The following is a 24,965-nucleotide window of genomic DNA, read 5'->3' as shown; positions in this document are numbered from 1 at the left end:
CATTTGAAGTGGAATACGTCGCAGGTCAACCATACGTTGGTGCAACATTAAGCATGTATCCCGCACCAGGTGGTACACACTTAGGTAACTTCATCGCTTGGGATGCCCGTGAAGGTAAGATCGTATGGTCAAACCCAGAACGTTTCTCAGTCTGGTCTGGTGCCTTAGCAACAGCGACTGATGTCGTGTTCTACGGTACATTAGAAGGTTACCTGAAAGCCGTTGATGCACAAACAGGTCGTGAGCTGTGGAGATTCAAAACAGCGTCAGGCGTTATCGGTAACGTCAACACCTACAAACATGACGGTAAACAGTATATTTCTGTACTGTCAGGTGTCGGTGGTTGGGCTGGTATCGGTATGGCGATTCCAAGCTTAGAAAACGAAACAGATGGTCTGGGCGCAGTCGGTGCATATAAATCACTGTCTAGCTGGACTAACCTGGGTGGTATTCTGAGCGTATTCAGCCTGTAAGACCCAGATGATATAGATTACTCTGTAATCTTAGTCTGAATAAAAGGCCCGACATCGTTTGATGCCGGGCTTTTTTTTGATCAAAAAAAAACCAGGCACAGGGCCTGGTTAAATGAAATATAGGTAATGCAATAATGTGGTAAACCACAAAAAGATTAAAGAAGCTGAAATTCTCTAACTTGGTGAATAGTCTATCTTCCATGGTTAATCATGTCGTGAGCATAAATGCATTTAAATTTAGGTGTTTTTTGCCTGACCAGGCTAAGAAGATCTTCCCGCACATTTAGTCATTTTCATCAAATTTTAAAACTACTGCTTTAGCTAAAACTAAGCAGATAGAGCCTCTACAGCTTTTCGGTGAATCAGGAAAATCCTGAATGGCAAGGCGGGGAATCCTGACGAAACATCTCAATCTGCTGTGTACTATCTAATCGTCATTCAAATAGGTTGGATGACATTAAATAAAACAATTTTAGAGAGGATATAGTTATGTGGACTAAACCTGAATACTCAGATATGCGTTTTGGTTTTGAAGTAACCATGTACATCTGCAACCGTTAATCACGGTTTTGATGTATGCCCGGGGCTTTCTGCTCCGGGCAACGTTATACCAGATAAAATTTGTTAAAGTCTTATCTGGTCTAATGCAAGTTTCTAAGGATAATTATGTTTGTACATGTTTTAGGTTCTGGAGCCGGTGGAGGCTTTCCTCAGTGGAATTGTAATTGCACTAACTGCAAAGGTGTAAGAGAGGGCACAATCAAGGCCAGTCCTCGCACACAATCATCCATTGCTATCAGTGCAAACGGAACAGACTGGATTCTGTTTAATGCTTCACCTGATATCAAAAAACAACTGGATGATTTTCCCGCTTTACAACCTGCCAGACAAGTCAGAGATACCGCTATCTCGGCGATAGTGATCACAGATGCACAGATCGACCATGTCACCGGTATGCTGACCCTTAGAGAACATAATAAGCCATGGGATGTATACACAACCAAGGCTGTTTATGAGGATCTGACCACAGGATTCCCAGTATTTAATATCCTTGGTCATTTCCGCGGCATCAACCATCATGAAATTGCAACGGATGAATCAAGCTTCACCATTCCTACAGCAGAAGGACTCGTGTTTACTGCCGTGCCTTTGAAGAGTGAAGCACCTCCTTATTCACCGCATCGTCATAATACGGTCCCTGGCGATAATATCGGTATGCGTATAGAAGATACGCGTACCGGCAAAAACTTATTCTATGCACCAGGATTAGGTGTAGCAGAACCTCATGTTATGGAATATATGGCAAATGCCGACATGGTTCTCGTTGACGGTACCGTTTGGACCGATGATGAGATGTCACATGAAGGCATTAGTAATAAACGTGCGCAGGAAATGGGCCATCTTGATCAGTCGAGTAAAGGCGGGATCATGGAGATCCTCAGTGGTATGGATAAACCACGTAAATTCCTGATTCATATTAATAATACTAATCCAATACTCAACGAGGAATCACCCCAGCGAAAAACGCTGGAAGCGGCTGGAATTGAAGTGTCGTATGACGGCATGGATATCGAGCTTTAACAGTCTAAGATGATTCTAGAGGAACAAAACATGTCAGAAAAACCAGCACCATGGACACGCGAAGAGTTTGAACAAAAATTACGCGAAAAAGAGTCACTGTATCATATCAACCATCCTTTTCATAAATTGATGCACGCAGGCAAGCTGGATCAAAAACAAGTTCAAGGCTGGGTCGCTAATCGTTTTTATTATCAAACGGCGATTCCAATAAAAGATGCAGCCATTATGGCAAATTGTGAAGATGCTTCAGTACGTAAACACTGGGTGCAACGCATTCTTGATCATGATGGTTATGATGGAGAAGAAGGTGGCATTGAAGCCTGGTTGCAGCTGGGTGAGGCTGTTGGTTTAACAAGAGACGAACTGGAATCACATCAACATGTATTGCCAGGTGTCCGCTTTGCGGTAGATGCGTATGTCAATTTCGCGCGTCGGGCTAACTGGCAGGAAGCTGCAGGCTCTTCGTTAACAGAGTTATTTGCACCAAAGATCCATCAAGCGAGGCTAGATAACTGGCCTGATTTGTATCCCTGGATCGACGAACGTGGATATCGTTATTTCCGTAAACGTTTAAGTGAAGCGCGTCGTGACGTAGATCACGGCCTACAAATTACGCTTGATTACTGTGACACACGTGAGAAGCAACAACGTGCTGTCGACTTATTACAATTCAAGCTTGATATCTTATGGACCATGTTAGATGCGATGTGGATGGCGTATATTGAAGGACGTCCTCCTTACTTTATGGAAGTTGAAAAATGACCGATCGCATCTTTAATGCTGACTCGACTCCTGTGCTGGCCCTGGGTTACCGTTTCCAATGGGAGCCAGCTCAGGATTGTTATGTACTGCTTTATCCGGAAGGTATGGTGAAATTAAACCCTGCTGCGGGTGAAATCCTGAAACGGGTAAGTGAAAAAAAACAAACTGTCGGCGAGCTTATCGCCGAACTTAAAGAAGCCTTTAATGGCGCTGACTTAGACGATGATGTCTATCAGTTTTTGGAGGAAGCTCATGACAACGACTGGATCAGACCAGAATAAAGCGCCTGGCAGTACCGGCGGTGCTGTAGGAATGAATGTCCGTGATAGCATTCGTCAGCCTCTATGGTTATTGGCAGAGCTCACTTATGCCTGTCCTTTACAATGCCCGTACTGCTCAAATCCTATGGATTTTGCTAGCGTCAAAAAAGAGCTGACAACTGAAGAGTGGATTAATGTTTTCCGTCAAGCACGTGAAATGGGAGCTACTCAGCTGGGTTTATCGGGTGGTGAGCCTCTAACTCGTCCCGATCTGATTGAACTTATCCGCGAAGCCAGAAATTTAGGGTTTTACACCAACCTGATTACCTCAGGTGTGGGATTAAATGCAGATAAAGCAAAAGAGTTCAAAGAGGCTGGTCTGGATCATATCCAGGTCAGTTTCCAGGCGAGTTCAGAAGATTTAAATAACCTGATTGCTGGTACCGATGCTTTTCAGCATAAGATTGAGATGGCAAAAGCGGTCAAAGCCGCCGGTTATCCTATGGTGTTGTGTTTTGTTACACATCGTCAGAATATCGATAAGATCGATGAAATTTTGGATCTGGCTATCAACCTCGATGCTGATTATGTTGAGCTTGCAACTACTCAATATTACGGCTGGGCAATGCATAATCGTGATCAACTATTACCGATGAAAGAGCAATTAGTCCGTGCTGAAGCGATTGCTCATGAATATCAGCAAAAGCAAAAAGGTAATATGAAGATCTACTACGTGGTGCCTGATTATTACGAAGATAGACCCAAAGCCTGCATGAATGGTTGGGGTAATGTATTTTTGACCGTGACACCAGATGGTACTGCTTTGCCATGTCATGCAGCTCGTGAATTGCCTGGCATGGAATTACCCAATGTCAAAGAATTAAGTGTGAAGGAAATCTGGGAAGGGTCGAATGACTTTAATCGTTTCCGTGGCTTTGACTGGATGAAAGAGCCTTGCCGTAGTTGTGATGAAAAAGAAAAAGATTTTGGTGGGTGCCGCTGTCAGGCTTATATGCTGACAGGCGATCCTGCGATGGCCGATCCAGTTTGTACTAAATCACCGGATCATCACCTTATTTTGGAAGCCATTGAGAAAGGTCGGCAGGAAGCTGAGAAACCAGCTGATATTGCCAAACCACTTGTGTTTAGAAACCCGAAAAATTCAAAAGAAATTTGTGGCTTATAAAAATCAATATGCGATTTTAACCAAGGGCCTGACCAAGCAATATGGTCAGGCCCTTGCTGTTAATGGGCTGGATCTTAGTATCGAGCCTGGACAGTTTTATGGTTTGCTTGGTCCAAATGGTGCCGGTAAAAGTACCACTATTCATATATTGACGACGATGACTTCAGCGTCATCGGGCGAAGCTTGGATAGCTGGTCGTGAAGTCAAACGTTATCCAGTGCAAACACGTGCTTTAGTTGGCTTGGTTTTCCAGGATTCAGCCCTTGATCGGATGATGACGGTGGATGAAAACTTACAGTTTGCTGCCGCCTTGTATAACTTGAATAAACAGCAAGCAGAACAGCGTATTGCTGAGCTACTGTCAGTGTTTGGCTTAGAAAAAAAACGCCATCAAAAATTAGTCGCCTTATCAGGTGGTCAACGACGCGCTGTGGATATTGCCCGTGGGGTTTTACATAAACCACAAGTGTTATTTTTAGATGAACCTACCATTGGTCTAGACTTGCCTAATCGTCGGTCAATATGGCGATTTATTGAACAGCTAAGAAAAGATGAAGGCATGACGGTATTCCTGACCACACATTATCTGGAAGAAGCGGAAGCCTGTGATCACGTTGATTTTATTCAAAAAGGGCAATTACAAAAAGGTGGTGCGCCTAAAAAGCTGATTAAAAATCTAGCGGCCTATATGTTAGAAATTGATTGTGCTGATACCGAAGTGGTGAGTCAGCAGATGCGTCCGCAATTTGGCGAGCCTTTATGGGAAGATCAGCATCTGACATATCGTATTCAAGATAAAGAAACCGATTTTTATCAGTTACAAAAAACGCTGGGTAATGCCGTTAATGCGATGCAGTGGCGTAAACCTAATCTTAATGATGTGTATCTCTGGACGGTATGTCCACCTGATTATGGGGTAGTGACATGACACATATGCTTGCTGTTAAGGCGGTGGTGGCAAGAGAGCTGACGAAAGTCTTCCGTCAACGCGCAAGACTGCTCAGTGCCATGGTCAGACCTATGATTTGGTTATTAGTCATTGGTTCTGGCGTTGGTAGTATGTTGCAGGGAGAGCAACAAGCCGGCTACCTTAGTTTTCTGGTGCCTGGTATTGTGGCGATGACCTTATTATTTGCTGCTTTATTGTCAGCATTAACTTTGGTTTATGACAAAGAGTTTGGTGTGATGCGCATGATGTTGATCGCTCCTATTCCTCATTATCTAATAGTTATTGCTAAATTAATTGCTGCAGCCATTACCGCTATGGTCCAGGCCATTTTACTATTAGTGATTTTGACCGTGATTGGTTTGATCGAAGTGAAAGTCGCATTATGGCTATTATTACCGGCTTTAGCGACGGCGGTATGCTGTGCGGCAATAGGCGGATTGATCGCTGCCTGGTCTAAAACCTTGGATAATTTTGCGGTGATTATGAACTTTTTCATCTTCCCGGTGTTTTTCTTGAGCGGTGCGCTATATCCAGTCAATCAATTACCCGAGATGCTGAAATATGTCGTATTAATCAATCCCTTTAGTTATGGCGTTGATTTGATGAAACATGTTGTGCCGACGGCGAATAGTGATTTTTCTATCATGACGGATATTTCAGTGTTGGTAGTTTTTTCAGTGCTTGCGATAAGCATTGCTTGTTGGCGTTTTTCTCGTGAGTCAGTTCATGAACCTTTATTTCATCGGGCTACTGGTAAGAAATAGGCAGTCTTGAGTGCGCCATAATCCGTGGCTTACAGGTCTAAGCTTATTGAGCTCTGACAGTGAAAGGCTGAATTAGCATATGTTAATATTCCCCTGTTTTCTCTACAGTTGCACCTATATAATAAAGCACTTATCCTTAGTCTCCTAACTGCCATAGCTCAATAATAGGGGCAACATGTGTCTTTGCTAAATCATGCTCATACCAATATGGTCATTCAACAGGTGCGTCCAAGCGATGTTCTGAATGACACTGTTTTAGCCGTGATGACGGATATCGCCAGAGCAGACTTTGTCGATGAAGATTCAGTGAGCATGGCGTATGCCGATACGATGCTAGCCATAGCTCATGGGCAAACCATGTTAACGCCCATCCAGGAAGGTCGCTTTTTACAGGCACTTGATTTAACACCAGAAACAAATGTGCTGGAAATCGGAACCGGCTCAGGCTATTTCACCGCGTTATTGGCTAAACTCTCGAATCACGTTATTTCCGTTGAATATTATGCTGATTTATCTGAGTTAGCAGCTAAACGCTTAGCTGAAGCAGATATCAGAAATGTCACGTTAACGGTGGGGGATGCCAGTCAGGGATGGCCGTTGGTTGAACGAATTGACACGATCGTTATCACTGCTGCCTGTGCCCAGGTTCTTGATGACTATTTACAAAGTCTGAAAGTGGGTGGCAAATTATTGATAGTAACAGGTACAGCACCTGCGATGTCGGTTCAACTAATCACACGAGTGAGTGAAAGAGAATGGCAGCCACAATTTTTATTTGAGACTGTTATTCCTTATATGATTCATGGTGAACCAAGCCAACAATTTGAATTCTAAACCAGAGTAGAAAACATGAAAGAAATGACCGCCACTGAATTTAGCACTTTATTATTAAGTGAAGCTCCACCAGTCATGATTGATGTTCGGGAAAGTCATGAACTGATTCATGGCATGATTGAAGGGGCAATACATATTCCTATGAACGAAATTCCCGCTCGTTTGGAAGAGCTAGGTCCTTACCAAAATAAAACGGTTGCGATTATTTGTCGTAGCGGTAAACGAAGTGCCCAAGTCGGCCAGTTTCTTGAGCATGTTGGCTTTAATGATGTGATTAACCTTGAGGGTGGTATGAATAGCTGGGCTATTGATGTTGATACCACGATGTCGACATATTAGTACTGAATATCATCATCTGAATGACTCCTAAGGAAGGAAAATGAAAAAAATTGCGTTAGGCGCATTGATTGCTTCGGCATTATTTTCCAGCTCAATTTGGGCTGAAGATTTATTAGATGTATACAAATTATCTCTTAACAGCGATCCACAGCTTTTAGCTGAAGCCGCATCTCGTCAGGCGGTCGGTGAACTAGATGATCAGGCGATAGCGAATTTTCTGCCACAGATTGGGCTATCAGCAAATGAAACAAAAACCTGGCTGGATTCATCATCACGTAATTTTACCGGTAACACGGACTACACCAGTCATGGCTACACATTGAGTCTGACCCAGTCTGTGTATAAACGGGAAAACTTTGTACAGAAAACCCAAGCTGAAATTGCCATGAAAGGGGCTGATGCCAGCTATAGCGTCGCTGAACAATCCCTGACATTACGGGTTGCAGAGCGTTATTTTGGTGTATTAGGAGCACAGGATGATCTGACCTTTGCTCTGGCAGAACGAGAGGCTATTGCCAAGCAGCTAGAGCAAATGCAACAACGTTTTGACGTTGGTATGGCGACAATTACTGATATTACTGAGTCACAAGCAGCTTATGATTTGGCTAATGCTAGAGTGATACAGGCTCAAAATGACCTTGCTAATGCGCAGGAACAATTGCGTGAAACGGCTGGCAAGTACATTGATGATCTGGTCGGGCTTTATGGTGAGTCACCGCTTGTAAAACCCGAACCGGCCAGCATCGATGCCTGGAGTGAAACCGCTATTTCTCAGAACCCGTCTTTGTTACTGGCGAATATCAATGTTGAAGCCGCAAAACAGACAATTGAATTACAACGCAGCGGCCACTATCCATCTTTAGGTATCGTAGCTCAGAAGAATTACAACTCTGACAGCGACGGTATATATGGTCGAAGTAATGCGACCAATGAAAGTCTGGGTCTGGAGTTCAATCTGCCAATCTATTCAGGTGGCGCTGTATCATCCAGAACACGCGAAGCGGGACATCGTCTAGACGAAACCATGCAGGTTGAAGAACAACAACGTCGTGCCGTTACTCGACAAACACGTGAGTCATATAACGGCGTGATGTCAGGCATCAGCCGTGTTAAAGCACTTAAACAAGCGGTGGTTTCAAATCAAAAAGCATTAGAGTCGACAGAAGCAGGTTACGATGTAGGAACACGGACAACGGTTGATGTGCTGAATGCGCGCCGTAATCTGTTTAGTGCAAAGCGTGACTACGCACGTTCTCGTTATGATTACATTCTGGATACATTGCGCTTGAAACAAGCCGCCGGTATTTTGAGTGTGAATGATTTGGTTGATATTAATAACTGGCTGGGTAAAGGCACTTCTTAAGTGAGTCAGGCTTTATCCATAGCGAATGCTGAAAAGGGTGTGCTGATAGTGGTCGATATACAAGATCGACTTCTGTCAGCCATGCCGCAACAGCAGCAAGAGATGATCCAAACATCGGTGCAGACCTTACTCGCTGCAGCCGATGTTCTTGCTTTACCAGTCTTAGTCACAGAGCAATATCCGAAAGGCTTGGGTCATACAGTGGCTGCCTTAAAGGACATCTTACCGGCTAATACGCCCATTTTTGAGAAAATACAGTTTTCCGCCTGGCAGGTTGATGATATTGCTGCTGTGCTCAAGCAATCGGAATATCAGCAAGTATTTCTATGCGGCATGGAAACACATATCTGTATATTACAGACGGCCTTAGATCTGCTTAAGCAAGGGTTTGAGGTGTTTGTGATAGAAGAAGCAGTATGCTCACGTGATAACAAGCACTATCAGAATGCTTTGAACAGACTTCGCGATGCCGGAGCCATAATCACAAATATTGAATCATTATTATTTGAGTGTCTTGGTGATGCCCGTCACCCTCAGTTTAAAACCATCTCAAAACTGATTATTTAGTTTTTCTTTTTTGAGCTAAACGTAGCTGCCTGCGTTGCTGGCAACGTTCTAGGGTTTGTAATTTTGCCGTGTCATCCATTGCAGACCAGCCAGTGATTTCATCAAGCCGGCGATAGCAGCCTAAACAGACATCTTTTTCATCCAGACAACATTTTCGCAGACAAGGGCTGGGAATGACTTGTTGAGATGAGTTAGATTGTCTGGTCATAGCTTGTCTCTCATGAGTACATGAATTAATTAATTGATCGTTCTACAAGCATCATGGTTGAGTTAGTTTTAGCCATGATAACGCTGACGTTTATTGGCTACCCCTGCTTTTGCCGGTTTATTCAAGCTGGGTAAATTTTCGTAGTCTGGAATACCTTTCACACCCGCTCGAGCGTAATCAAGCTTTAGATGATCTTTGACTGTCTGTTGATCAATGGCTAAATCTTCAGTCAATACAACAAACAGCAGTTCAAATAACCGTTTAAGTGCAATCTTCCAGGTACTGCCACTAATGTCAAAAAGTCGATCAGAGAGCAGCATGAAACGAGCAAATGCATCATCGCCCAGAATAAGTGGCAGCGTATTAATAAAGCGGCCGGAATTGCCAATCATATCCCAGAATCGTGCAAAGCGATTTACCCGTTGCATCGTCATAAAATCGACGCTGTTGGTCGATAAAATATTATACGGCGCTTGTGGATTATAGTTTAAAGCGAAGTTTTCATTATGACGATTAAGTGGCGCACCACGCAGCCGTTTCAGAATGCCTAGCTGAATTTCATGCGGGTTCAGAGCGACCAATTGATTAAAACTCTCAGCAAAATTATCCAGCGAGTCAGAGGGCAGACCAAAAATCAGATCGGTGTGTAAGTGAGCACCGGTATGTTCCCTCAACCAGCGAATATTCTCTCGGGTTTTATCATTGTTTTGTTTACGGCTGATAAGAGTTTGAATATCGCTGTCAAAAGTCTGAATACCAATTTCAAATTGCAGACTATTGGGTGGGAAACGTTTCAGCGCCTCTTTCAATTTATCAGGCAGATTATCAGGCACCACTTCAAAGTGGAGATATAAATCATCCGTCATTCGTTCAAGGAAAAATTCCAGAATACGAATACTGGTGGAGACCTTCAGGTTGAAAGTGCGATCAATAAATTTAAAGTTACGAACGCCGCGTTGCCATAATGCGTCCATTTCAGCCAGGAATGATTCCAGCGGGAAGGCGGTAGCTGTTTTATCTAATGCCGATAAACAGAATTCGCACTTAAACGGGCAACCACGAGACGCTTCGACATAAATCAGCCGGTTACGAATATCTTCTTCATTGTAGAGGTGGTAGGGCAGTTGTAATTCAGCTAAATCAGTAGCGAGACCATCAATATATTTTGTTTCAGGCCGTGCCTTGTCTAAAATTTGGCGGCACAGCTCTCGAAAGCTTTTTTCACCCGGACCACTGATCACAAAATCAGCTAATGCACAGATATCCGGTACATCCGGGTAATGGCCGACTTCCGGCCCACCAAGCACGATAACGGTGTCGGGTGAGATTTGTTTAATGACGGTGACAATGTCGCTGATTTCACGAATATTCCAGATATAGACACTAAATCCGATAATTTTAGGTTGATGCTGCAATAGCTGTTCGGCGATATTCAGTGTTTGTTCCTGAATGGTGAACTCGATCATTTTAGTTTTGGACGCCAGTTCTTCCATATTGGCGAGAAGATAGCGCAGCCCAAATGCTGAATGCATATAACGCGCATTAAGGGTAGTAAGTAGAATGTCGACTTGCTGAGTCATATTAGTTCGCTTGGTAACCAAGTTCAGCCGCTAATTGGCTGGCGTAGTGAGTGAGATCAGCCAGGACTTTTTGTTTTTGTTCAGGCAAGCCTTGTTGTTTCGCTTCAGCAAGCGCTGAATAAAACCGTGAGAAGTTAAGAATAGCGTCTGGTGTCTCATCTGCCAGTCGTTGTTGACGGTATTGCAACCATTGATCTTGTTCATCTTCAGTTAAGGACCCAGGCCAGTTACGAGCCCGATAACGGAATAACATCTCGGCCAGACGCGAGTCTTCAAAAGGGATAGATAATGTTTTTAACATATCCGGCTCAGCTGAACGAATAAGCTCCATCTTGCGTTTATCATTGTCACTGAAAAAACCACCGCTGTAGAGACTGGCATCAGGATCAGCGACCGGATCAAATGGTTTAGGTGTAAAAATCTGTGACAGCTTTTCGCTTAAATCACCTGCCGTATTCAACATGTCCAGGTGACGTTGATGTTGGGCACGATCAATATCTAAGCGTTTTGCTGCATCGTCATTTAATGTCGCTGCCGGCACAACCACCGGGCATTTATTGATATGAATGGTTTTAAGGGCCGGACGTTGAATACCTTCAGCCAGATCCGCTGAGGGGGTAAATAAACGTTGCTGTAATGTCTCTGCATCAAGCTCAATCAGATCGGTGGGATCATAACGGCAGTCGTAGACAATAACCCCATTAGGATTAGTCGGATCTTTTGCTAAGGGCACAACCAGTGCAGTGCCACAATATTCACTTGGATACATTCTCGACACATGAATGACCGGAGTTCTGTCATGGATATTGAGCAGCGGGGCAATATTATTTTTACGACGATTCTGATAAACGTAATCAAACAATTTGGGTTGGGCATTTTTGATGAGCTTGGCAATTTCTATCGTCGCATAAACGTCGACTAAGGCATCATGAGCGCCGATTTGTTCGATATTGTTTGCGGCTGTTAAATGTTCCAGGCGGAAACTGGGTTTGCCATCATCATGATCCGGCCAGTTGATACCTTCTGGTCGTAAAGCCCGGGTGAGTCTGACCATATCGATAATGTCCCAACGGGAATTACCGTTTTGCCATTCACGGGCATAGGCATCATAAAAATTACGGAACAAACTAAAGCGTGTGAACTCATCATCAAAGCGCAAGCTGTTATAACCAACGCCACATGTGCCGGGTTCTGCGAGTTCGGCATGAATACGTGCAATGAACTCGGCTTCTGTTAAACCTTCCTGCTGAGCTTTTTGTGGGGTAATACCGGTGATTAAAGAGGCTTGAGGATGGGGCAAAAAGTCATTGGCGGGTTTGCAATAAATCATCAGCGGCTCGCCGATGATATTAAGCTCTTCGTCTGTACGAATACCGGCAAACTGCAAAGGTCTGTCATAACGGGGATCCGTGCCAGAAGTTTCATAGTCATGCCAGTAAAGCGTATTCATAGTTAATTCAATATCTTAGATTTGTATAGATGGGATATATATCATTTTAACGTACAAAGCCATACATCTGCTGAGCATGTATGGCTTTGTACCGGTAATGGTGATTTATAAAGCAGAGAAAGCGGCTTTTGCTGCTGATAAGGTATGCTCGATTTCTTGTTCGCCATGGGCAGCAGAGACAAAACCAGCTTCAAATGCTGAGGGTGCCAGATACACGTCATTATTTAGCATTAAGTGGAAGAAGTGTTTGAAGCGCTCCTGATCGCAAGCCACAACTTGCTCGTAGTAGTTCACTTGGCTGTCTTCAGTAAAGAATAAACCAAACATACCGCCAACCTGGTTCGTTGTCATCGGAATACCCGCTTTATCAGCCAGTTCCTGTAAACCTGAGACTAATGTTTCGGTGGTTTTTGTTAATGCATCGTGAAATCCAGACGCCTGAATCAGTTTTAAGGTTGTCAGTCCGGCAGCCATGGCGATAGGGTTACCTGATAAAGTGCCCGCCTGGTAAACGGGGCCAAGCGGTGCGATATGCTCCATCACTTCACGTTTGCCACCAAATGCACCTACTGGCAGACCACCACCAATGATCTTGCCAAAGGTCGTTAAGTCCGGGGTGATATTGTAATGCGCTTGCGCACCACCCAGTGCAACACGGAATCCGGTCATCACTTCATCAAAAATCAGTACTGCACCATATTCATCGCAGATTTCTCTAAGCCCTTGCAGAAATCCGGGAACAGGTGGAATACAGTTCATATTACCGGCAACAGGTTCAATAATAATGCAGGCAATCTGATCACCGGCTTCTTTGAAACAGGCTTTGACGGACTCTAAGTCGTTATAACGTAATGTGAGTGTGTGTTCTGCTAATGAGGCTGGCACACCTGCAGAAGAGGGCACACCTAGGGTTAAAGCCCCTGAGCCTGCTTTCACTAACAATGAATCGGCATGGCCGTGATAACAACCTTCAAATTTGACGATTTTGTCACGACCGGTGTAACCACGTGCTAAACGAATGGCGCTCATCGTGGCTTCAGTCCCAGAGCTCACCATACGAACTAACTCCATTGATGGAACAAGTTCACAGACTAAGTCGGCCATGGTTGTTTCAATTTCCGTCGGTGCACCAAAACCTAAACCATGATTTACCGCCTCTTTGACAGCATCAATCACTTCCTGGTGTGCATGACCGACAATCATCGGCCCCCATGAACCAATATAGTCCACATATTTTTTTCCTGTCGCATCTGTCAGCCATGCGCCTTTTCCTTCGCGGAAAAATACGGGATCCCCACCCACACCTTTAAATGCGCGGACGGGCGAGTTGACGCCACCTGGAATATGTTTTTGGGCCTGTTGGAACAAGTCGTGATTATTTTGCATGCTGTTTCCTAATCGTCTCCGTTGTAACTGTGCGATAATTCTAAACTTATCTCATCTATTGTACTGATGATCATGAGTTTAAAACTACGATTACTAATAATAGTCAGCATTATTTTGCTGATTAACTTCGCTGCTGCCGGTTATTTCATGGTGCAAAACGCCAGATTAGCGCTTGCCCAGGAAATGGCCTCCAGTACGCAGCTGGCTAAAGGTTTGCTGGTAAATGCGCTCCCGACATTACGTTTTTCTAATGATCTGAGTGAGCGATTGACGCTGATTGTCGATAGTGTCAGACATACCCGCCATATTCGTGCCTGGTTTGAAGATATGCATGGCGAACCGTTGATTGGACAGGAAGATCAAACCGGCTTTTTTAATAAACCCGATGCACCGGACTGGTTTATTCGAATGATGGAGCCTGAAGCCGTCGCTTTCCGACGACTGATTACCAAAGGCAGTAAATCTTATGGTTATCTGGTAGTAGAGGCTGATCCCAGTGATGAAGTCACCGAAGTCTGGCAGGATATCCAAACCTTATTTTGGCTGGGTGTGTTCTTCTTATTACTGATTTTGAGTTTAATTTATCTGGCTTTACGTCAAGGTTTAAGGCCGTTATCACAACTGTCAGATGCGCTGGGGCATCTTGAACAAGGTGACTTTACAGCACGGGTGGATACTTCTGCTGTAAAAGAGTTGAATCCCATTCAAATCCGCTTTAATCATATGGCCAGCGTGTTAGAAAAAACCATGGCAGAAAATCATGCACTTGCCGGTAATATGCTCAGCTTACAGGAATCCCAACAGCGGGATTTGGCGCGGGAATTACATGATGAGTTAGCACCGTGTTTGTTTGGTATTCGTGTTGATTTAGGTGAAATTGAGCGAATTGCCGGCGAAAATCATCTGATCGAGATCGAAGAAAAAGTAGGCTCTGTAAAAACGATTACTAATCATATTCAATCTTTAGTCAGGAAAATGTTAAGCCGACTGCGTCCGATGACGCTGGATGATTTAGGTTTAACAGAAGCATTAAGAGATATGTTGCACAACTGGCGTGAGCGTCAGCCGGAAATTGACTGGGAGTGGGACTTTGTCGGTGAATTTGAATCACTGCCTGATACACTACAGGTAACGATTTACCGTCTGGTTCAGGAATGTACGACCAACTGTGTACGCCATGCCCATGCCAGTCATGTCAAAGTTGAAGTACGCCGGGAAACAGAGACCATCAAAGTGGCTGTAACGGATGATGGTAAGGGGCTGGATGCTAATCTGGTCAAAGGTTTTGGTTTAATTGGTATGCGAGAAAGGGTGTCAGCACTCGGTGGTCGTATAGCGTTTGATACGGAAGAAGGACGTGGTTTACAGGTCCGGGTGTTGATTCCATTAAAGGGTGAAGCAAAAAATGAAACAGGCATTAACAATTTTGGTAGTGGACGATCATCCAATAGTCAGAGCAGGTTGCCGTCAACTGATTCAACAAATTCCCTCGGCTACAGTTCTCGAAGCTGAAACTGGCGAAGAGGGTTATCGTCTCTTTCAGGAGTCGCAGCCAGATATGGTGTTGCTTGACATTACGCTGCCAGGTGTCGGTGGTCTGGAAGTATTAAGACGGATCAGAGCAAACCGTGAAGATGCCAAAGTGTTGATGTTTAGTATGCATGAAGATCCGGTGTTTGCATCACGTGCTATGCAGTCAGGCGCCAGAGGTTATATCACTAAAAACAACGCGGCGGATCACTTGGTCGAAGCGGTGAATAAAGTGCTTGATGGTAAAATTTACTTAAGCCCGGACATGGCTCAACAATTGGCCATGCTGAATATTGATGCAGGCACCAGTGCTCTGAGTGACTTATCACGCCGTGAGTTAGAGATTTTACGACTCTTGGGCGAAGGCAAGAGCATGACTGAGATTTCTGAAGTATTAGGAATCAGTTATAAAACGGTGGCTAACAATTTGACCCAGATAAAAAGTAAGCTGGATATCAGCAAAACAGCCGAACTGATGCGCTTTGCAATCAGCCATGGTATTTCATCGTAAATAATTGATATTGAAGGAAAGAGGAATAGGAATAAATTCCCGAGTTATTAGGATAAGTCGCTCATTTGAAAATCAGGAGTGATTTGTATTATGTATCTCAAGTTTATAGAAATTTCAGCTTCTATAGTCTTATATTTCTCTCTCCTTCTATGAAGGTTTCGCCAGATACAATTTGTATCTGGCTTTTTTTTGTCTAAATTCTACGCTAAACCGTTTCCCACTTTCCATTCTCTTGTTAAGATGACTCCTTTCGTTTACTGCCGTGATGACGGCAAATATGGGATTTGAAATCTATGCACCTCAAGCAAACCATCAAACGTGGTTGGCAGTTGAGTATTTTTCTTGCGTTGCCTTTTTTAGCCAATGCAGGCGCCTTGGATGAGGCGATTGATACTCAGGTCAATACCGATATTGCCGCTCAGAAGTCTCAAGAGAAAATTGATAATTTATCCGATGAAACCACGGATATGCTGGCGGAATACCGTGATGTTCTAAGACAAACGCAAAGTCTCAAATCCTATAATGACCAACTCCAGTCACTGGTCAATTCTCAACAAGAAGAAATGGCCTCCATCGCTGAGCAATTAAATAATATCGAAACAACACAGCACGACATTGTGCCGCTCATGCTGAAAATGATCGATGTCCTACAACAGTTTGTGTCATTGGACGTGCCTTTTCTGAAACAGGAACGTCAAACGCGTTTAGAGGCGTTAACTGCGATGATGGGACGCGCTGATGTGTCATTAGCAGAAAAGTATCGCCGTATTATGGAAGCCTATCAGGTCGAAACTGAATATGGTCGAACCATCGAAGCCTATCAGGCTGATTTGGAAGATGGCGAAATGAAAAAAACAGTCGACTTCTTAAGAATTGGTCGTGTCAGCCTGTATTACCTCACACTGGATGGAAAAGAAGCGGGTATGTGGGATAACGATAAAAAGCAGTGGGTCGTATTGTCTGATGATTATATTCAATCTATAACCGATGGCTTGAAAGTAGCGAAAAAACAATTACCACCGGATCTGATGGTGTTACCAGTTAATACTGTAGGAGAGAAACAATGAAACAACTGATTTCTCTTCTTTGTTTACTGACGCTGAGTTTGCCTGTATTCGCTGCGGATAAACCGGCGAATCTTGATGAGTTATTGCAGCAGGTCAAACGTGAACGTGTGCTTGAGCAACAACAAAATCAGGTACGTGAAGCTGAGTTTGCGAAAGCGCATGATCAACAAGCCAGTCTTTTGGCCCAAGCCAAGCAAGAATTAGCGGATCAGGAAAAGCGTACCCAGCAACTGAACACCATTTTTAACGAACAAGAGCAGCGTCTAGCCGAGCAACAAAGTCTGTTGGATGACAAATCAGGTTCATTAGGTGAGTTATTCGGTACCGTCAGACAAGTCGCCAATGATAGCCGTGCTGTGCTGGAAAGCTCGATGACCAATGTTCAGCATCCTGAACGTGTCGATTTCCTTAATCAATTAAGCGACAGCAAACAGCAACCCACCATCGAAGAACTTCGCCAGTTATGGTTGACCCTGCAAGAAGAAATGACCGCTTCAGGAAAAGTGGAAAAATTCACTACCCCCGTAATCACCACTACCGGGGATGTTGAGGATAAACAGGTTACCCGAATTGGTGTGTTTACCGCGTTTACTGAGGGCTTGTTCCTGCGTTATTTGCCAGAAACAGGCAATTTAGTTGAGCTGGCAAGGCAACCTGTGGATCGATTCAGAAAGCTGGTCGCTGAGTTTGAAGATGCCCAGCCAGGTGAGTTACTACCAACGGTGATTGATCCGACCCGGGGTGCGATTATGGCACTGTTAGTGCAAACACCGACCCTAAAAGAACGTATAGAGCAAGGTGGCTGGATTGGTTATATCATCCTGGTGCTGGGTGCGATTGGTTTGATTATCGCTCTTATTCAGTTCTTATCTTTGACCAAAGATGGCCATGGTATTGCCAAGCAGCAAAAACAAAAAGAAGTCAGTCAGAAAAATCCGCTGGGACGCATTTTGTCTGTGTACAACGATCGCTTAGCACATGATGTTGAAACCCTGTCATTAAAACTGGATGAAGCCATTCTCAGAGAAATGCCAAAACTGGAACGCGGTTTAATCACGCTGGCTATTCTGGCGGCGGTTGCGCCAATGCTAGGCTTATTAGGCACGGTTTCAGGCATGATCGAGACATTCCAGTCGATTACCTTGTTTGGTACCGGTGATCCGAAATTAATGTCTGGTGGCATATCCCAGGCACTGGTCACCACAGAACTGGGTCTGGCTGTCGCCATTCCTTTGTTATTGATTCATAGTGGTTTATCGAGCAAATCAAACCGTCTAGTGCAAATTCTTGATGAAGAAAGTGCTGCTATCGTTGCTCGTAACGCGGAAAAACAACATGACCAGTCTGTCTGACGGACTCTTTCAGATTGAATTGCTGATGGAAAGCGGCGGCAGTGTGCTGTGGCTGATCCTGTTTGCTTCGGTGTTAATGTGGAGTTTGATTATTGAACGTTATTTGTTTGTGGTGTTTGAGCATCCTAAACAGGTCAAACGTTTGATTAATGAGTGGCAGCAACGTAAAGACAGAAATAGCTGGTTTGCCCATCAAATACGTCAAGGCATGATTACAGAGAGTCGTATTTCCTTACAACGTTATTTGATGACGATTCGTACACTTACTATGGCGCTTCCTATGTTGGGTTTGCTGGGCACGGTGAGCGGAATGATTCAGACATTTGATGTGATGACCGTATTTGGTACCGGTAATGCCCGCGGTATGGCGGGTGGTATTTCTGTTGCGTTGATTACCACGATGGGCGGTCTGTTAACTGCATTATCAGGTTTGTATTTCAGCACTCAGTTAACCCAACGTGCAGAACGTGAAGTCGATAAAGTGGCTGATGCCTTGCGTAGAGAGTAAAGGATAAAAATGAGAAACCGACATTCCCGACGCCAAAGTGGTGGTATCGCTGAAATCAATATGACACCACTGATTGATATGGTGTTTATCTTATTAATCTTTTTCATTGTCACCAGTTCGTTTGTAAAAGAAACCGGCGTGGATGTGAACCGTCCTTCGGCAAAAACAGCGGTGAAAAAAGAACGGGCCAATATTCTGATTTCTATTCGTCCCAATGGCGAAATCTGGATGGATAAACGCCAGATTGATCGTCGTGCTGTCAGAGCCAATGTAGAACGTATGCATGCTGAAAACCCGGAAGGTTCAGTTATTATTTTGGCCGACGAAGAAGCGAAAACCGGCCTGTTAATTGAAGTTATGGATCAAGCCCGACTGGCGGGCGTGGCCAATGTGTCTATTGCTGCTGAACGCGACTAACGGCGGATTTGATGAGATTAGTTGTTGGTATTGTTCTCGCACTACTGGTTAACTTTGGTTTGTTCTATTTAATGGAACATATGACCAATAGTAAGAGTGTGGATAAACGCGATATTGAAGAAGTTCAGATTCTGGACTTTGTGCGTTTGAAAAAGGAAGAAGCGCAACCGGAAACCAAAAAGCGTGAGTTGCCCAAAAAACCGCCTCCACCGGATGAGCCGCCACCGCCACCTGAACCTGCGCCAACCCAGGCAAATAAGCCGGATGCACCGACACCAGAAATGGATATTCCAGCGATCGATGTACCGATGAATATCACCGGGGGACCGTATTTGGGGGATTTCTCCGCGGCCCCTAAAGCAGCACCCGCTCCAGCACCTAGTGACGCGCCGATGCTGGATAATGAAGTGGTGCCATTGGTACGTATTCCACCTAAATATCCGCGTGTTGCGTCACGGCGTGGTATTGAAGGCGTGGTGACGGTGACATTTATTATCACTAAAGATGGCAGGGTACGCGATCCAAAAGTGATTAAAGCTGAACCCGCCAGCGTATTTAATGATGCGGCGCTGAAAGCTATTTTGAAGTGGAAGTTCAAACCTAAATTAGTGGATGGACAGGCAGTTGAGCGTCAGGCCACTCAGGAAATCGAGTTTAAATTGTCACGATGAAAAAGCCATTATTAACGATCCTTTTTCTTACACTGTCTCTGTTGGTACTGGGAAGTGTATCCGCGGCTGATGATGAGAAACAATTTTTACTCAGTGAAAAAACATACAAAGCTTTGAATCAGGCACAGGAGTTGATGGAAAAAGAAAACTATCAACAGGCCAAACAGCAGCTTGATAGTTTATTGAGTACCGTTGAAAAGGGCAGTTATGAGCAGGCTGTTGTTCTACAAACTCTAGGCTTTTTATATTCATCATTAGAGCAGTATAAAAAAGCGACAGAGACATTCCAGCAGGCGCTGGATTTAAACGCATTACCTGAAGATGTCACACATACCCTGCGTTATAACCTGGCTCAATTGCTCATTGCTGATGGGCAATATAAAAAGGGCATTCCACTGATGGAGAGCTGGTTAGCCGCTGAGAACAAACCAGATAATACAGTTTATGTACTTTTGGCCAGCGCTTATTATCGTGTAGATAATTTTTCTAAAGCGGCCGACAGAATACAAATTGCTATTAAAAATGATAAAGCACCAAAAGAAGATTGGTACCGCTTATTGCTATCGTCTCATTTATCACTGAAACACTACAAATCAGCTATATCGGTGCTGGAATTACTGATTACCCGCTACCCTGACAAAAAAATGTATTGGGATCAGCTGGCAGCTTTATATATGCAGGAGAATAAAGAATTTACTTCTCTTGCCGTGCGTATGTTAGCTAAAAGGCTGGATCTGACCGAACCTAAAACGCTGGTAAATCTGGCTGATATGTATCGTTATCTGCGAGTACCATACAAAGCTGGTCAGTTACTTGAGCAGGGAATGGAACAAAACATTATTTCCAGTAACTTTGAAAACCTGAATAAGTTGGCAGACAGTTGGTTAGCTGCCAGAGAAAACCAGCGTGCCGTAGATACTTTAAAAGTCATGTTACCTATGGATAGTAGTGGTGATACCCAGTTAAAACTGGGGCAAATCTATATCAGTATGGAACAATGGGGAAATGCCATTGATACTTTATCTTCAGCATTAAAATTACTGAAAGGTAAAAAATTAGGCCAAACATACGCTATGTTAGGCACGGCTTACTATCATCAGGACAACCTTGAACAAGCCAAAGCACAATTTCTGAAAGCGGCTTCCTTTGAGGCTCAGAAAAAACAAGCGGCTCAATGGCTACAACATATTAATAGCCTGTTAGAGAAAAATGATGAGCCGGTTGCCTGATTTACAGCAACAGAAACAGGCTTTAGTTCAGCACTATAAATGGCTGCGTCAGTATGGTTGTAATGACTCTCATAGCGGTAATGCGTCTTTTCGTTGGCATGATGATGTCTGGGTCACGCCAACAGGCTGTTGTGCTGATACTTTAACCACTGATGATTTGGTGCTTTGCCACATTGATGGTCATTGTGGTGAGGGCGCGTCGCTTGATGCCCCTTTGCATGTGGCGGTGTATCAAAAAAATGAACAAGCTAGAGCGCTTTTTCATAGCCATGGTCCTTACACGGTCGCTATGACGATGAAGGAAAAAAGCTTCACCCCCATCGATTTCGAAGGCCAGTATTATTTTCCAGAAGTGCCAATTATTCATATCAACTATGCGCAGTATGTCGAACTGGCACCTGCTGCAGTTGCGCAGATCCTTCAGGACTATAAAGTAACAGTCGTAAGTGGGCATGGTGTCTATGCCTGTGCTTATAGCATAAATTTGGCTTATAAATGGACATGTTCCCTGGAGTTGTCAGCAAAAACAGCATGGATCGCCAAACAAATCTGATGTGTGTGACTTATTTTCGCAACAAATTCACAGTTCATTAGTCATAACACACAATAAAAATACAGAGATGGAGTAGCAATATGACTGCTGAGAATGCCTTGAAAAAATATGCCTCGATGGAGAGTTCTTATTTGAGAACGCCTTTATTAGATGGCGGTAATGCTGCAGATAAACGACAGGAAATTGCAGATTACTTCAATTTCACTTTTGAGCGTTATGAATCGCTGTTTGATACGCTAATTGATGATCAGGCGTATTTTCAGAAGTCTATTCCTCTACGTCACCCGCTGATTTTTTATTTTGGTCATACCGCCACCTTTTTTGTAAATAAAATGTTGCTGGCCGGACTTATCGATAAGCGCATTGATCCCAAATTTGAGTCTATGTTTGCTGTCGGTGTAGATGAGATGAGTTGGGATGACCTCAATGAAGATCATTATGACTGGCCAGCAGTGGAAGAGGTGAAAGCCTACCGCAAAAAAGTCCAGGCGATGGTGAATAAAGTCATTCGTCAAGCTCCCCTCAAGTTACCTATTGACTGGGAAAATCCATGGTGGTCGATCATGATGGGGATTGAGCATGAACAGATTCATCTGGAAACCTCTTCAGTACTGATTCGTCAACAACGTCTGGAGTGGGTCAAACCGCATCCAGCCTGGCAACCGTTCAGAGAGACGAATGAGGCACCGAGAAATAGTCTGGTGGATATTCCCGCAGGCAATGTTAGTTTAGGTAAGCCTTACTCAGATTCTATCTATGGTTGGGATAATGAATATGGTGAGCATGAAGCCGATGTTGAGGCCTTTCAGGCAGCCAAGTTTTTGGTCAGTAACCAGGAGTTTCTCGAATTCGTTGAAGACGGTGGGTACCACACAGATGAGTTCTGGTCTGAGGATGGTTTACAGTGGCGTCAGTTTACCAAAGCACAACACCCCACATTCTGGCATCAAACAAAAAAAGGCTGGCAGTGCCGTTTGATGGCGGAAGTCATTGATATGCCGTGGGACTGGCCAGTGGATGTTAACTACCATGAAGCAAAAGCGTTTTGTAACTGGAAAGCGAAACAGACCGGCCAATCTGTACGTTTGCCAACAGAAGATGAATGGTACCGACTCTATGAGGTGGCCGGACTGGATGAATTAACCAGCGATTTGGCACCCGCCAATATTCATCTGGATTATGCGGCATCCTCTTGTCCTGTTAACTTCTTTAAACATGGTGACTTATATGATGTGATTGGCAATGTCTGGCAATGGACTGAAACACCGATTTATCCTTTTGATGAGTTTAAAGTTCATCCTATTTATGATGATTTTACAACGCCAACCTTTGATGGCCGTCATAATCTGATCAAAGGTGGTTCGTGGATTTCGTCAGGCAATGAGAGTCGTAAAGCATCAAGGTACGCGTTTCGTAAACACTTTTTCCAACACGCTGGTTTTCGTTATGTCGTGTCAGAGGCTGAACTGGAAGAATACAGTTCTAATTACGAAACTGACATCATGCTTTCACAGTATGCTGAATTTCATTACGGTGATGAATATTTCAATGTCGCTAATTTCCCTAAAAAATTAGCGGAATTGGCGGTGGAGATGATGGCAGGCCGGCCAATGAAAAAAGCCCTGGATTTAGGCTGTTCTGTCGGCAGGGCCAGCTTTGAGCTAGCAAGACATTTTGACAAGGTTACTGGTATTGATTTCTCAGCACGCTTAATCAATCTCGGCACGCAAATGGCTGAACAGGGTGTGGTGCGCTATACCATTACCGATGAAGGTGAGCTGGTTCACTATAAAGAACGCCGTTTGGAACAGCTGGGTTTGGAAGATACGGCCTCTAAAGTTGAGTTTTTACAAGGTGATGCCTGTAATCTTAAGCCGATGTTTGAAGGTTATGATCTGATCCTGGCTGCTAACTTGATTGATCGCCTTTATAAGCCTGCACAGTTTTTAGCTACTGTTCACGAGCGACTCAATCAGGATGGCATTCTGATGTTGGCCTCACCTTATACCTGGCTGGATGAACACACTGAAAAAGAACATTGGTTGGGTGGGTTCAAAAAAGATGGTGAAAGCTTTACCACATTGGATGGTCTGAAAGCGATTCTGGAACCTCATTTTGAACTTATTCGCGCGCCGGAAGATATTCCGTTTGTTATTCGTGAAACCAGCCGTAAATTTCAGCATACCTTATCTGAGGTGACGGTCTGGAAACGTAAATAATGACGGTTGATTTTGACCAGAAAATAGATCGAAGTTTTAGTCAAAGCCTGAAATTTGATGCCAGAACGGCCTATTTTGGCCGTAGTGATGTTATCCCAATGTGGGTGGCGGATATGGACTTCGCTGCCCCTGAAGCTGTGACTAAGGCTCTGGTAGAGCGTGCTAAACATCCCATCTATGGTTACACGCTTCATCCTGATTCCATGTATGAAGCATTGATTGAGTGGAGTGCAAAGCGCTACGACTGGCAGATAAAGCAAAGCGATATCATTATGTGTCCAGGCGTTGTACCTTCAATCAATGCCGTCATTGAAGCGATAACGGAGCCCGGTGATAAGGTCATTGTTCAGCCACCGGTTTATTTCCCTTTTTTCTCATCGGTAGAAAAAACGGGGCGAGAATTAGTATTAAACCCGTTAAAGTTAGACAATAATCGTTATTTTATCGATTTTGAACATCTAGAGGACTGTGCCCAACAAGGAGCAAAAACATTACTTTTCTGCTCACCGCATAATCCTGTGGGGCGAGTCTGGACTCGCGAAGAATTACAGCAGTTGCTGGAACTGGCCGAACGTTATCAGATGACGATTATTTCTGATGAGATTCATGCTGATCTTATCTTCCCCGAGCAACAGCATATTAGCCTTGCAACCTTAACACACAGTAATAATGTGATTACGACGTTGGCGCCCAGCAAGACATTTAATATTGCCGGCATGGGGCTTTCAGCGTTGATTGTCAGTAATGTGCAACAGCGAAAAGCTATTAAAGCCATATTTGAACAATGGCACATCAGTCCCGCTAACCCTTTTAGTATCACCGCATTTGAAGCGGCTTATCGCTATGGTGAAGACTGGTTAAAACAGCTGAATGTTTATATTTACAAAAATAAAAAATGGGTAGAAGATTTTCTTCAAAAGCGTTGTCCTCAGATCCAGTTAATCGAGTCTGAAGGTACATACTTATTGTGGCTTGATTGTCGTGCACTGGGTATGGATAACGAATCGCTCAGACGCTTTTTTATTGAAGAGGCCAGGGTGGGCATGAATCCGGGTTATGTGTTTGGCGATAATGGCTCAGGGTTTATGCGATTAAATATCGGAACACGTCTTGAAGTTGTCCAGCAGGCTCTGGAAAACATGGCGGATGCTATTGCTGGTCTCAAAACAGTTTAATCAACACTCTTTCATGAGTTAAATGGAGTTT

At 44.0% G+C, this 24,965-nt stretch carries 27 protein-coding genes; 23 read left to right on the top strand and 4 right to left on the bottom strand.

Annotated elements, in window-relative coordinates; translation table 11 throughout:
* From AC13DA_RS09320 to AC13DA_RS09265, 12 genes are all read left to right on the top strand, one after another.
* On the top strand, window positions 1-473 hold a 473-nt coding region (locus AC13DA_RS09320; RefSeq protein WP_482945905.1), incomplete at its 5' end, for an outer membrane protein assembly factor BamB family protein.
* Between the two features lie 489 nt (window positions 474-962).
* Window positions 963-1,034: a pyrroloquinoline quinone precursor peptide PqqA gene (gene pqqA, locus AC13DA_RS09315; RefSeq protein WP_081443609.1), complete on the top strand. Its 72-nt coding sequence runs from the start codon at window positions 963-965 to the stop codon at window positions 1,032-1,034.
* A 105-nt stretch (window positions 1,035-1,139) separates the two neighbouring features.
* Window positions 1,140-2,054, top strand: coding sequence for a pyrroloquinoline quinone biosynthesis protein PqqB (gene pqqB / locus AC13DA_RS09310; protein ID WP_273180228.1), 915 nt, complete (start codon window positions 1,140-1,142; stop codon window positions 2,052-2,054).
* Window positions 2,055-2,084: 30 nt separating this feature from the next.
* On the top strand, window positions 2,085-2,816 hold the full coding sequence (gene pqqC / locus AC13DA_RS09305) for a pyrroloquinoline-quinone synthase PqqC (protein WP_007146849.1): 732 nt from the start codon (window positions 2,085-2,087) through the stop codon (window positions 2,814-2,816).
* The gene (gene pqqD, locus AC13DA_RS09300; protein WP_273180229.1) at window positions 2,813-3,097 is read left to right on the top strand and encodes a pyrroloquinoline quinone biosynthesis peptide chaperone PqqD; all 285 of its coding nucleotides are present in this window, start codon (window positions 2,813-2,815) and stop codon (window positions 3,095-3,097) included. Before pqqC ends, pqqD begins: the two co-directional genes overlap by 4 nt.
* Window positions 3,069-4,262: a pyrroloquinoline quinone biosynthesis protein PqqE gene (gene pqqE / locus AC13DA_RS09295; protein WP_007146847.1), complete on the top strand. Its 1,194-nt coding sequence runs from the start codon at window positions 3,069-3,071 to the stop codon at window positions 4,260-4,262. Before pqqD ends, pqqE begins: the two co-directional genes overlap by 29 nt.
* Window positions 4,252-5,190, top strand: coding sequence for an ABC transporter ATP-binding protein (locus tag AC13DA_RS09290; protein WP_284450930.1), 939 nt, complete (start codon window positions 4,252-4,254; stop codon window positions 5,188-5,190). Before pqqE ends, AC13DA_RS09290 begins: the two co-directional genes overlap by 11 nt.
* On the top strand, window positions 5,187-5,975 hold the full coding sequence (locus AC13DA_RS09285; RefSeq protein ID WP_284450929.1) for an ABC transporter permease: 789 nt from the start codon (window positions 5,187-5,189) through the stop codon (window positions 5,973-5,975). The genes AC13DA_RS09290 and AC13DA_RS09285 overlap by 4 nt, the downstream gene beginning before the upstream one ends.
* A gap of 177 nt (window positions 5,976-6,152) precedes the next feature.
* Window positions 6,153-6,809, top strand: a complete 657-nt coding sequence (locus AC13DA_RS09280; RefSeq protein WP_284450928.1) for a protein-L-isoaspartate O-methyltransferase family protein — start codon at window positions 6,153-6,155, stop codon at window positions 6,807-6,809.
* A 15-nt stretch (window positions 6,810-6,824) separates the two neighbouring features.
* Window positions 6,825-7,148: a rhodanese-like domain-containing protein gene (locus tag AC13DA_RS09275; protein ID WP_007146843.1), complete on the top strand. Its 324-nt coding sequence runs from the start codon at window positions 6,825-6,827 to the stop codon at window positions 7,146-7,148.
* A gap of 40 nt (window positions 7,149-7,188) precedes the next feature.
* A complete protein-coding gene (locus AC13DA_RS09270) occupies window positions 7,189-8,511 on the top strand; it encodes a TolC family outer membrane protein (RefSeq protein WP_284450927.1) in 1,323 nt (440 codons plus the stop codon).
* Window positions 8,512-9,078 carry an isochorismatase family protein gene (locus tag AC13DA_RS09265; protein ID WP_284450926.1) on the top strand — a complete coding sequence of 189 codons (567 nt, stop codon included), beginning with the start codon at window positions 8,512-8,514 and terminating at the stop codon, window positions 9,076-9,078. It abuts the gene before it with no gap.
* Here AC13DA_RS09265 and AC13DA_RS09260 read toward each other — a convergent pair.
* The 4 genes from AC13DA_RS09260 to hemL all read right to left on the bottom strand — a co-directional run bounded on the left by AC13DA_RS09260 (window position 9,071) and on the right by hemL (window position 13,702).
* On the bottom strand, window positions 9,071-9,286 hold the full coding sequence (locus tag AC13DA_RS09260) for a DUF1289 domain-containing protein (RefSeq protein ID WP_007146840.1): 216 nt from the start codon (window positions 9,284-9,286) through the stop codon (window positions 9,071-9,073). The genes AC13DA_RS09265 and AC13DA_RS09260 overlap by 8 nt on opposite strands.
* Window positions 9,287-9,354: 68 nt before the next feature.
* Window positions 9,355-10,866 (bottom strand): B12-binding domain-containing radical SAM protein, encoded by a 1,512-nt coding sequence (locus AC13DA_RS09255; RefSeq protein WP_482945904.1) that lies wholly within the window; start codon window positions 10,864-10,866, stop codon window positions 9,355-9,357.
* A 1-nt stretch (window position 10,867) separates the two neighbouring features.
* Entirely contained in the window at window positions 10,868-12,316 is a 1,449-nt protein-coding gene (gene sbcB / locus AC13DA_RS09250) for an exodeoxyribonuclease I (RefSeq protein ID WP_284450937.1), read from the bottom strand.
* 105 nt (window positions 12,317-12,421) lie between these two features.
* A complete protein-coding gene (gene hemL, locus AC13DA_RS09245; protein WP_284450938.1) occupies window positions 12,422-13,702 on the bottom strand; it encodes a glutamate-1-semialdehyde 2,1-aminomutase in 1,281 nt (426 codons plus the stop codon).
* A gap of 72 nt (window positions 13,703-13,774) precedes the next feature.
* Between hemL and AC13DA_RS09240 the strand changes: the two genes are divergently transcribed.
* The 11 genes from AC13DA_RS09240 (at window position 13,775) to AC13DA_RS09190 (ending at window position 24,934) form a co-directional block, all read left to right on the top strand.
* Window positions 13,775-15,214, top strand: a complete 1,440-nt coding sequence (locus tag AC13DA_RS09240; RefSeq protein WP_284450939.1) for a LapD/MoxY N-terminal periplasmic domain-containing protein — start codon at window positions 13,775-13,777, stop codon at window positions 15,212-15,214.
* The gene (locus AC13DA_RS09235; RefSeq protein ID WP_040576633.1) at window positions 15,108-15,743 is read left to right on the top strand and encodes a response regulator; all 636 of its coding nucleotides are present in this window, start codon (window positions 15,108-15,110) and stop codon (window positions 15,741-15,743) included. The genes AC13DA_RS09240 and AC13DA_RS09235 overlap by 107 nt, the downstream gene beginning before the upstream one ends.
* A gap of 293 nt (window positions 15,744-16,036) precedes the next feature.
* Window positions 16,037-16,810 (top strand): DUF3450 domain-containing protein, encoded by a 774-nt coding sequence (locus tag AC13DA_RS09230; RefSeq protein WP_284450940.1) that lies wholly within the window; start codon window positions 16,037-16,039, stop codon window positions 16,808-16,810.
* The gene (locus AC13DA_RS09225) at window positions 16,807-18,162 is read left to right on the top strand and encodes a MotA/TolQ/ExbB proton channel family protein (RefSeq protein ID WP_284450941.1); all 1,356 of its coding nucleotides are present in this window, start codon (window positions 16,807-16,809) and stop codon (window positions 18,160-18,162) included. The genes AC13DA_RS09230 and AC13DA_RS09225 overlap by 4 nt, the downstream gene beginning before the upstream one ends.
* Window positions 18,146-18,670, top strand: a complete 525-nt coding sequence (locus tag AC13DA_RS09220; RefSeq protein WP_007146832.1) for a MotA/TolQ/ExbB proton channel family protein — start codon at window positions 18,146-18,148, stop codon at window positions 18,668-18,670. Before AC13DA_RS09225 ends, AC13DA_RS09220 begins: the two co-directional genes overlap by 17 nt.
* A 9-nt stretch (window positions 18,671-18,679) precedes the next feature.
* Window positions 18,680-19,087 (top strand): ExbD/TolR family protein, encoded by a 408-nt coding sequence (locus tag AC13DA_RS09215; protein ID WP_273180251.1) that lies wholly within the window; start codon window positions 18,680-18,682, stop codon window positions 19,085-19,087.
* 11 nt (window positions 19,088-19,098) lie between these two features.
* Window positions 19,099-19,758: an energy transducer TonB gene (locus tag AC13DA_RS09210; RefSeq protein ID WP_007146830.1), complete on the top strand. Its 660-nt coding sequence runs from the start codon at window positions 19,099-19,101 to the stop codon at window positions 19,756-19,758.
* Window positions 19,755-20,987 (top strand): tetratricopeptide repeat protein, encoded by a 1,233-nt coding sequence (locus tag AC13DA_RS09205; protein ID WP_284450942.1) that lies wholly within the window; start codon window positions 19,755-19,757, stop codon window positions 20,985-20,987. The genes AC13DA_RS09210 and AC13DA_RS09205 overlap by 4 nt, the downstream gene beginning before the upstream one ends.
* On the top strand, window positions 20,971-21,540 hold the full coding sequence (locus AC13DA_RS09200; RefSeq protein WP_284450943.1) for a class II aldolase/adducin family protein: 570 nt from the start codon (window positions 20,971-20,973) through the stop codon (window positions 21,538-21,540). The genes AC13DA_RS09205 and AC13DA_RS09200 overlap by 17 nt, the downstream gene beginning before the upstream one ends.
* An 80-nt stretch (window positions 21,541-21,620) precedes the next feature.
* Complete coding sequence (gene ovoA / locus AC13DA_RS09195; RefSeq protein ID WP_284450944.1) at window positions 21,621-23,759, top strand: 5-histidylcysteine sulfoxide synthase; 2,139 nt, start codon at window positions 21,621-21,623, stop codon at window positions 23,757-23,759.
* Complete coding sequence (locus AC13DA_RS09190; protein ID WP_284450945.1) at window positions 23,759-24,934, top strand: pyridoxal phosphate-dependent aminotransferase; 1,176 nt, start codon at window positions 23,759-23,761, stop codon at window positions 24,932-24,934. The genes ovoA and AC13DA_RS09190 overlap by 1 nt, the downstream gene beginning before the upstream one ends.
* The last annotated feature ends 31 nt before the right edge of the window (window positions 24,935-24,965 follow it).

The organism is Methylophaga sp. F-2 (genome assembly GCF_056859315.1).
This window is presented reverse-complemented; position numbering and strand designations above follow the sequence as displayed.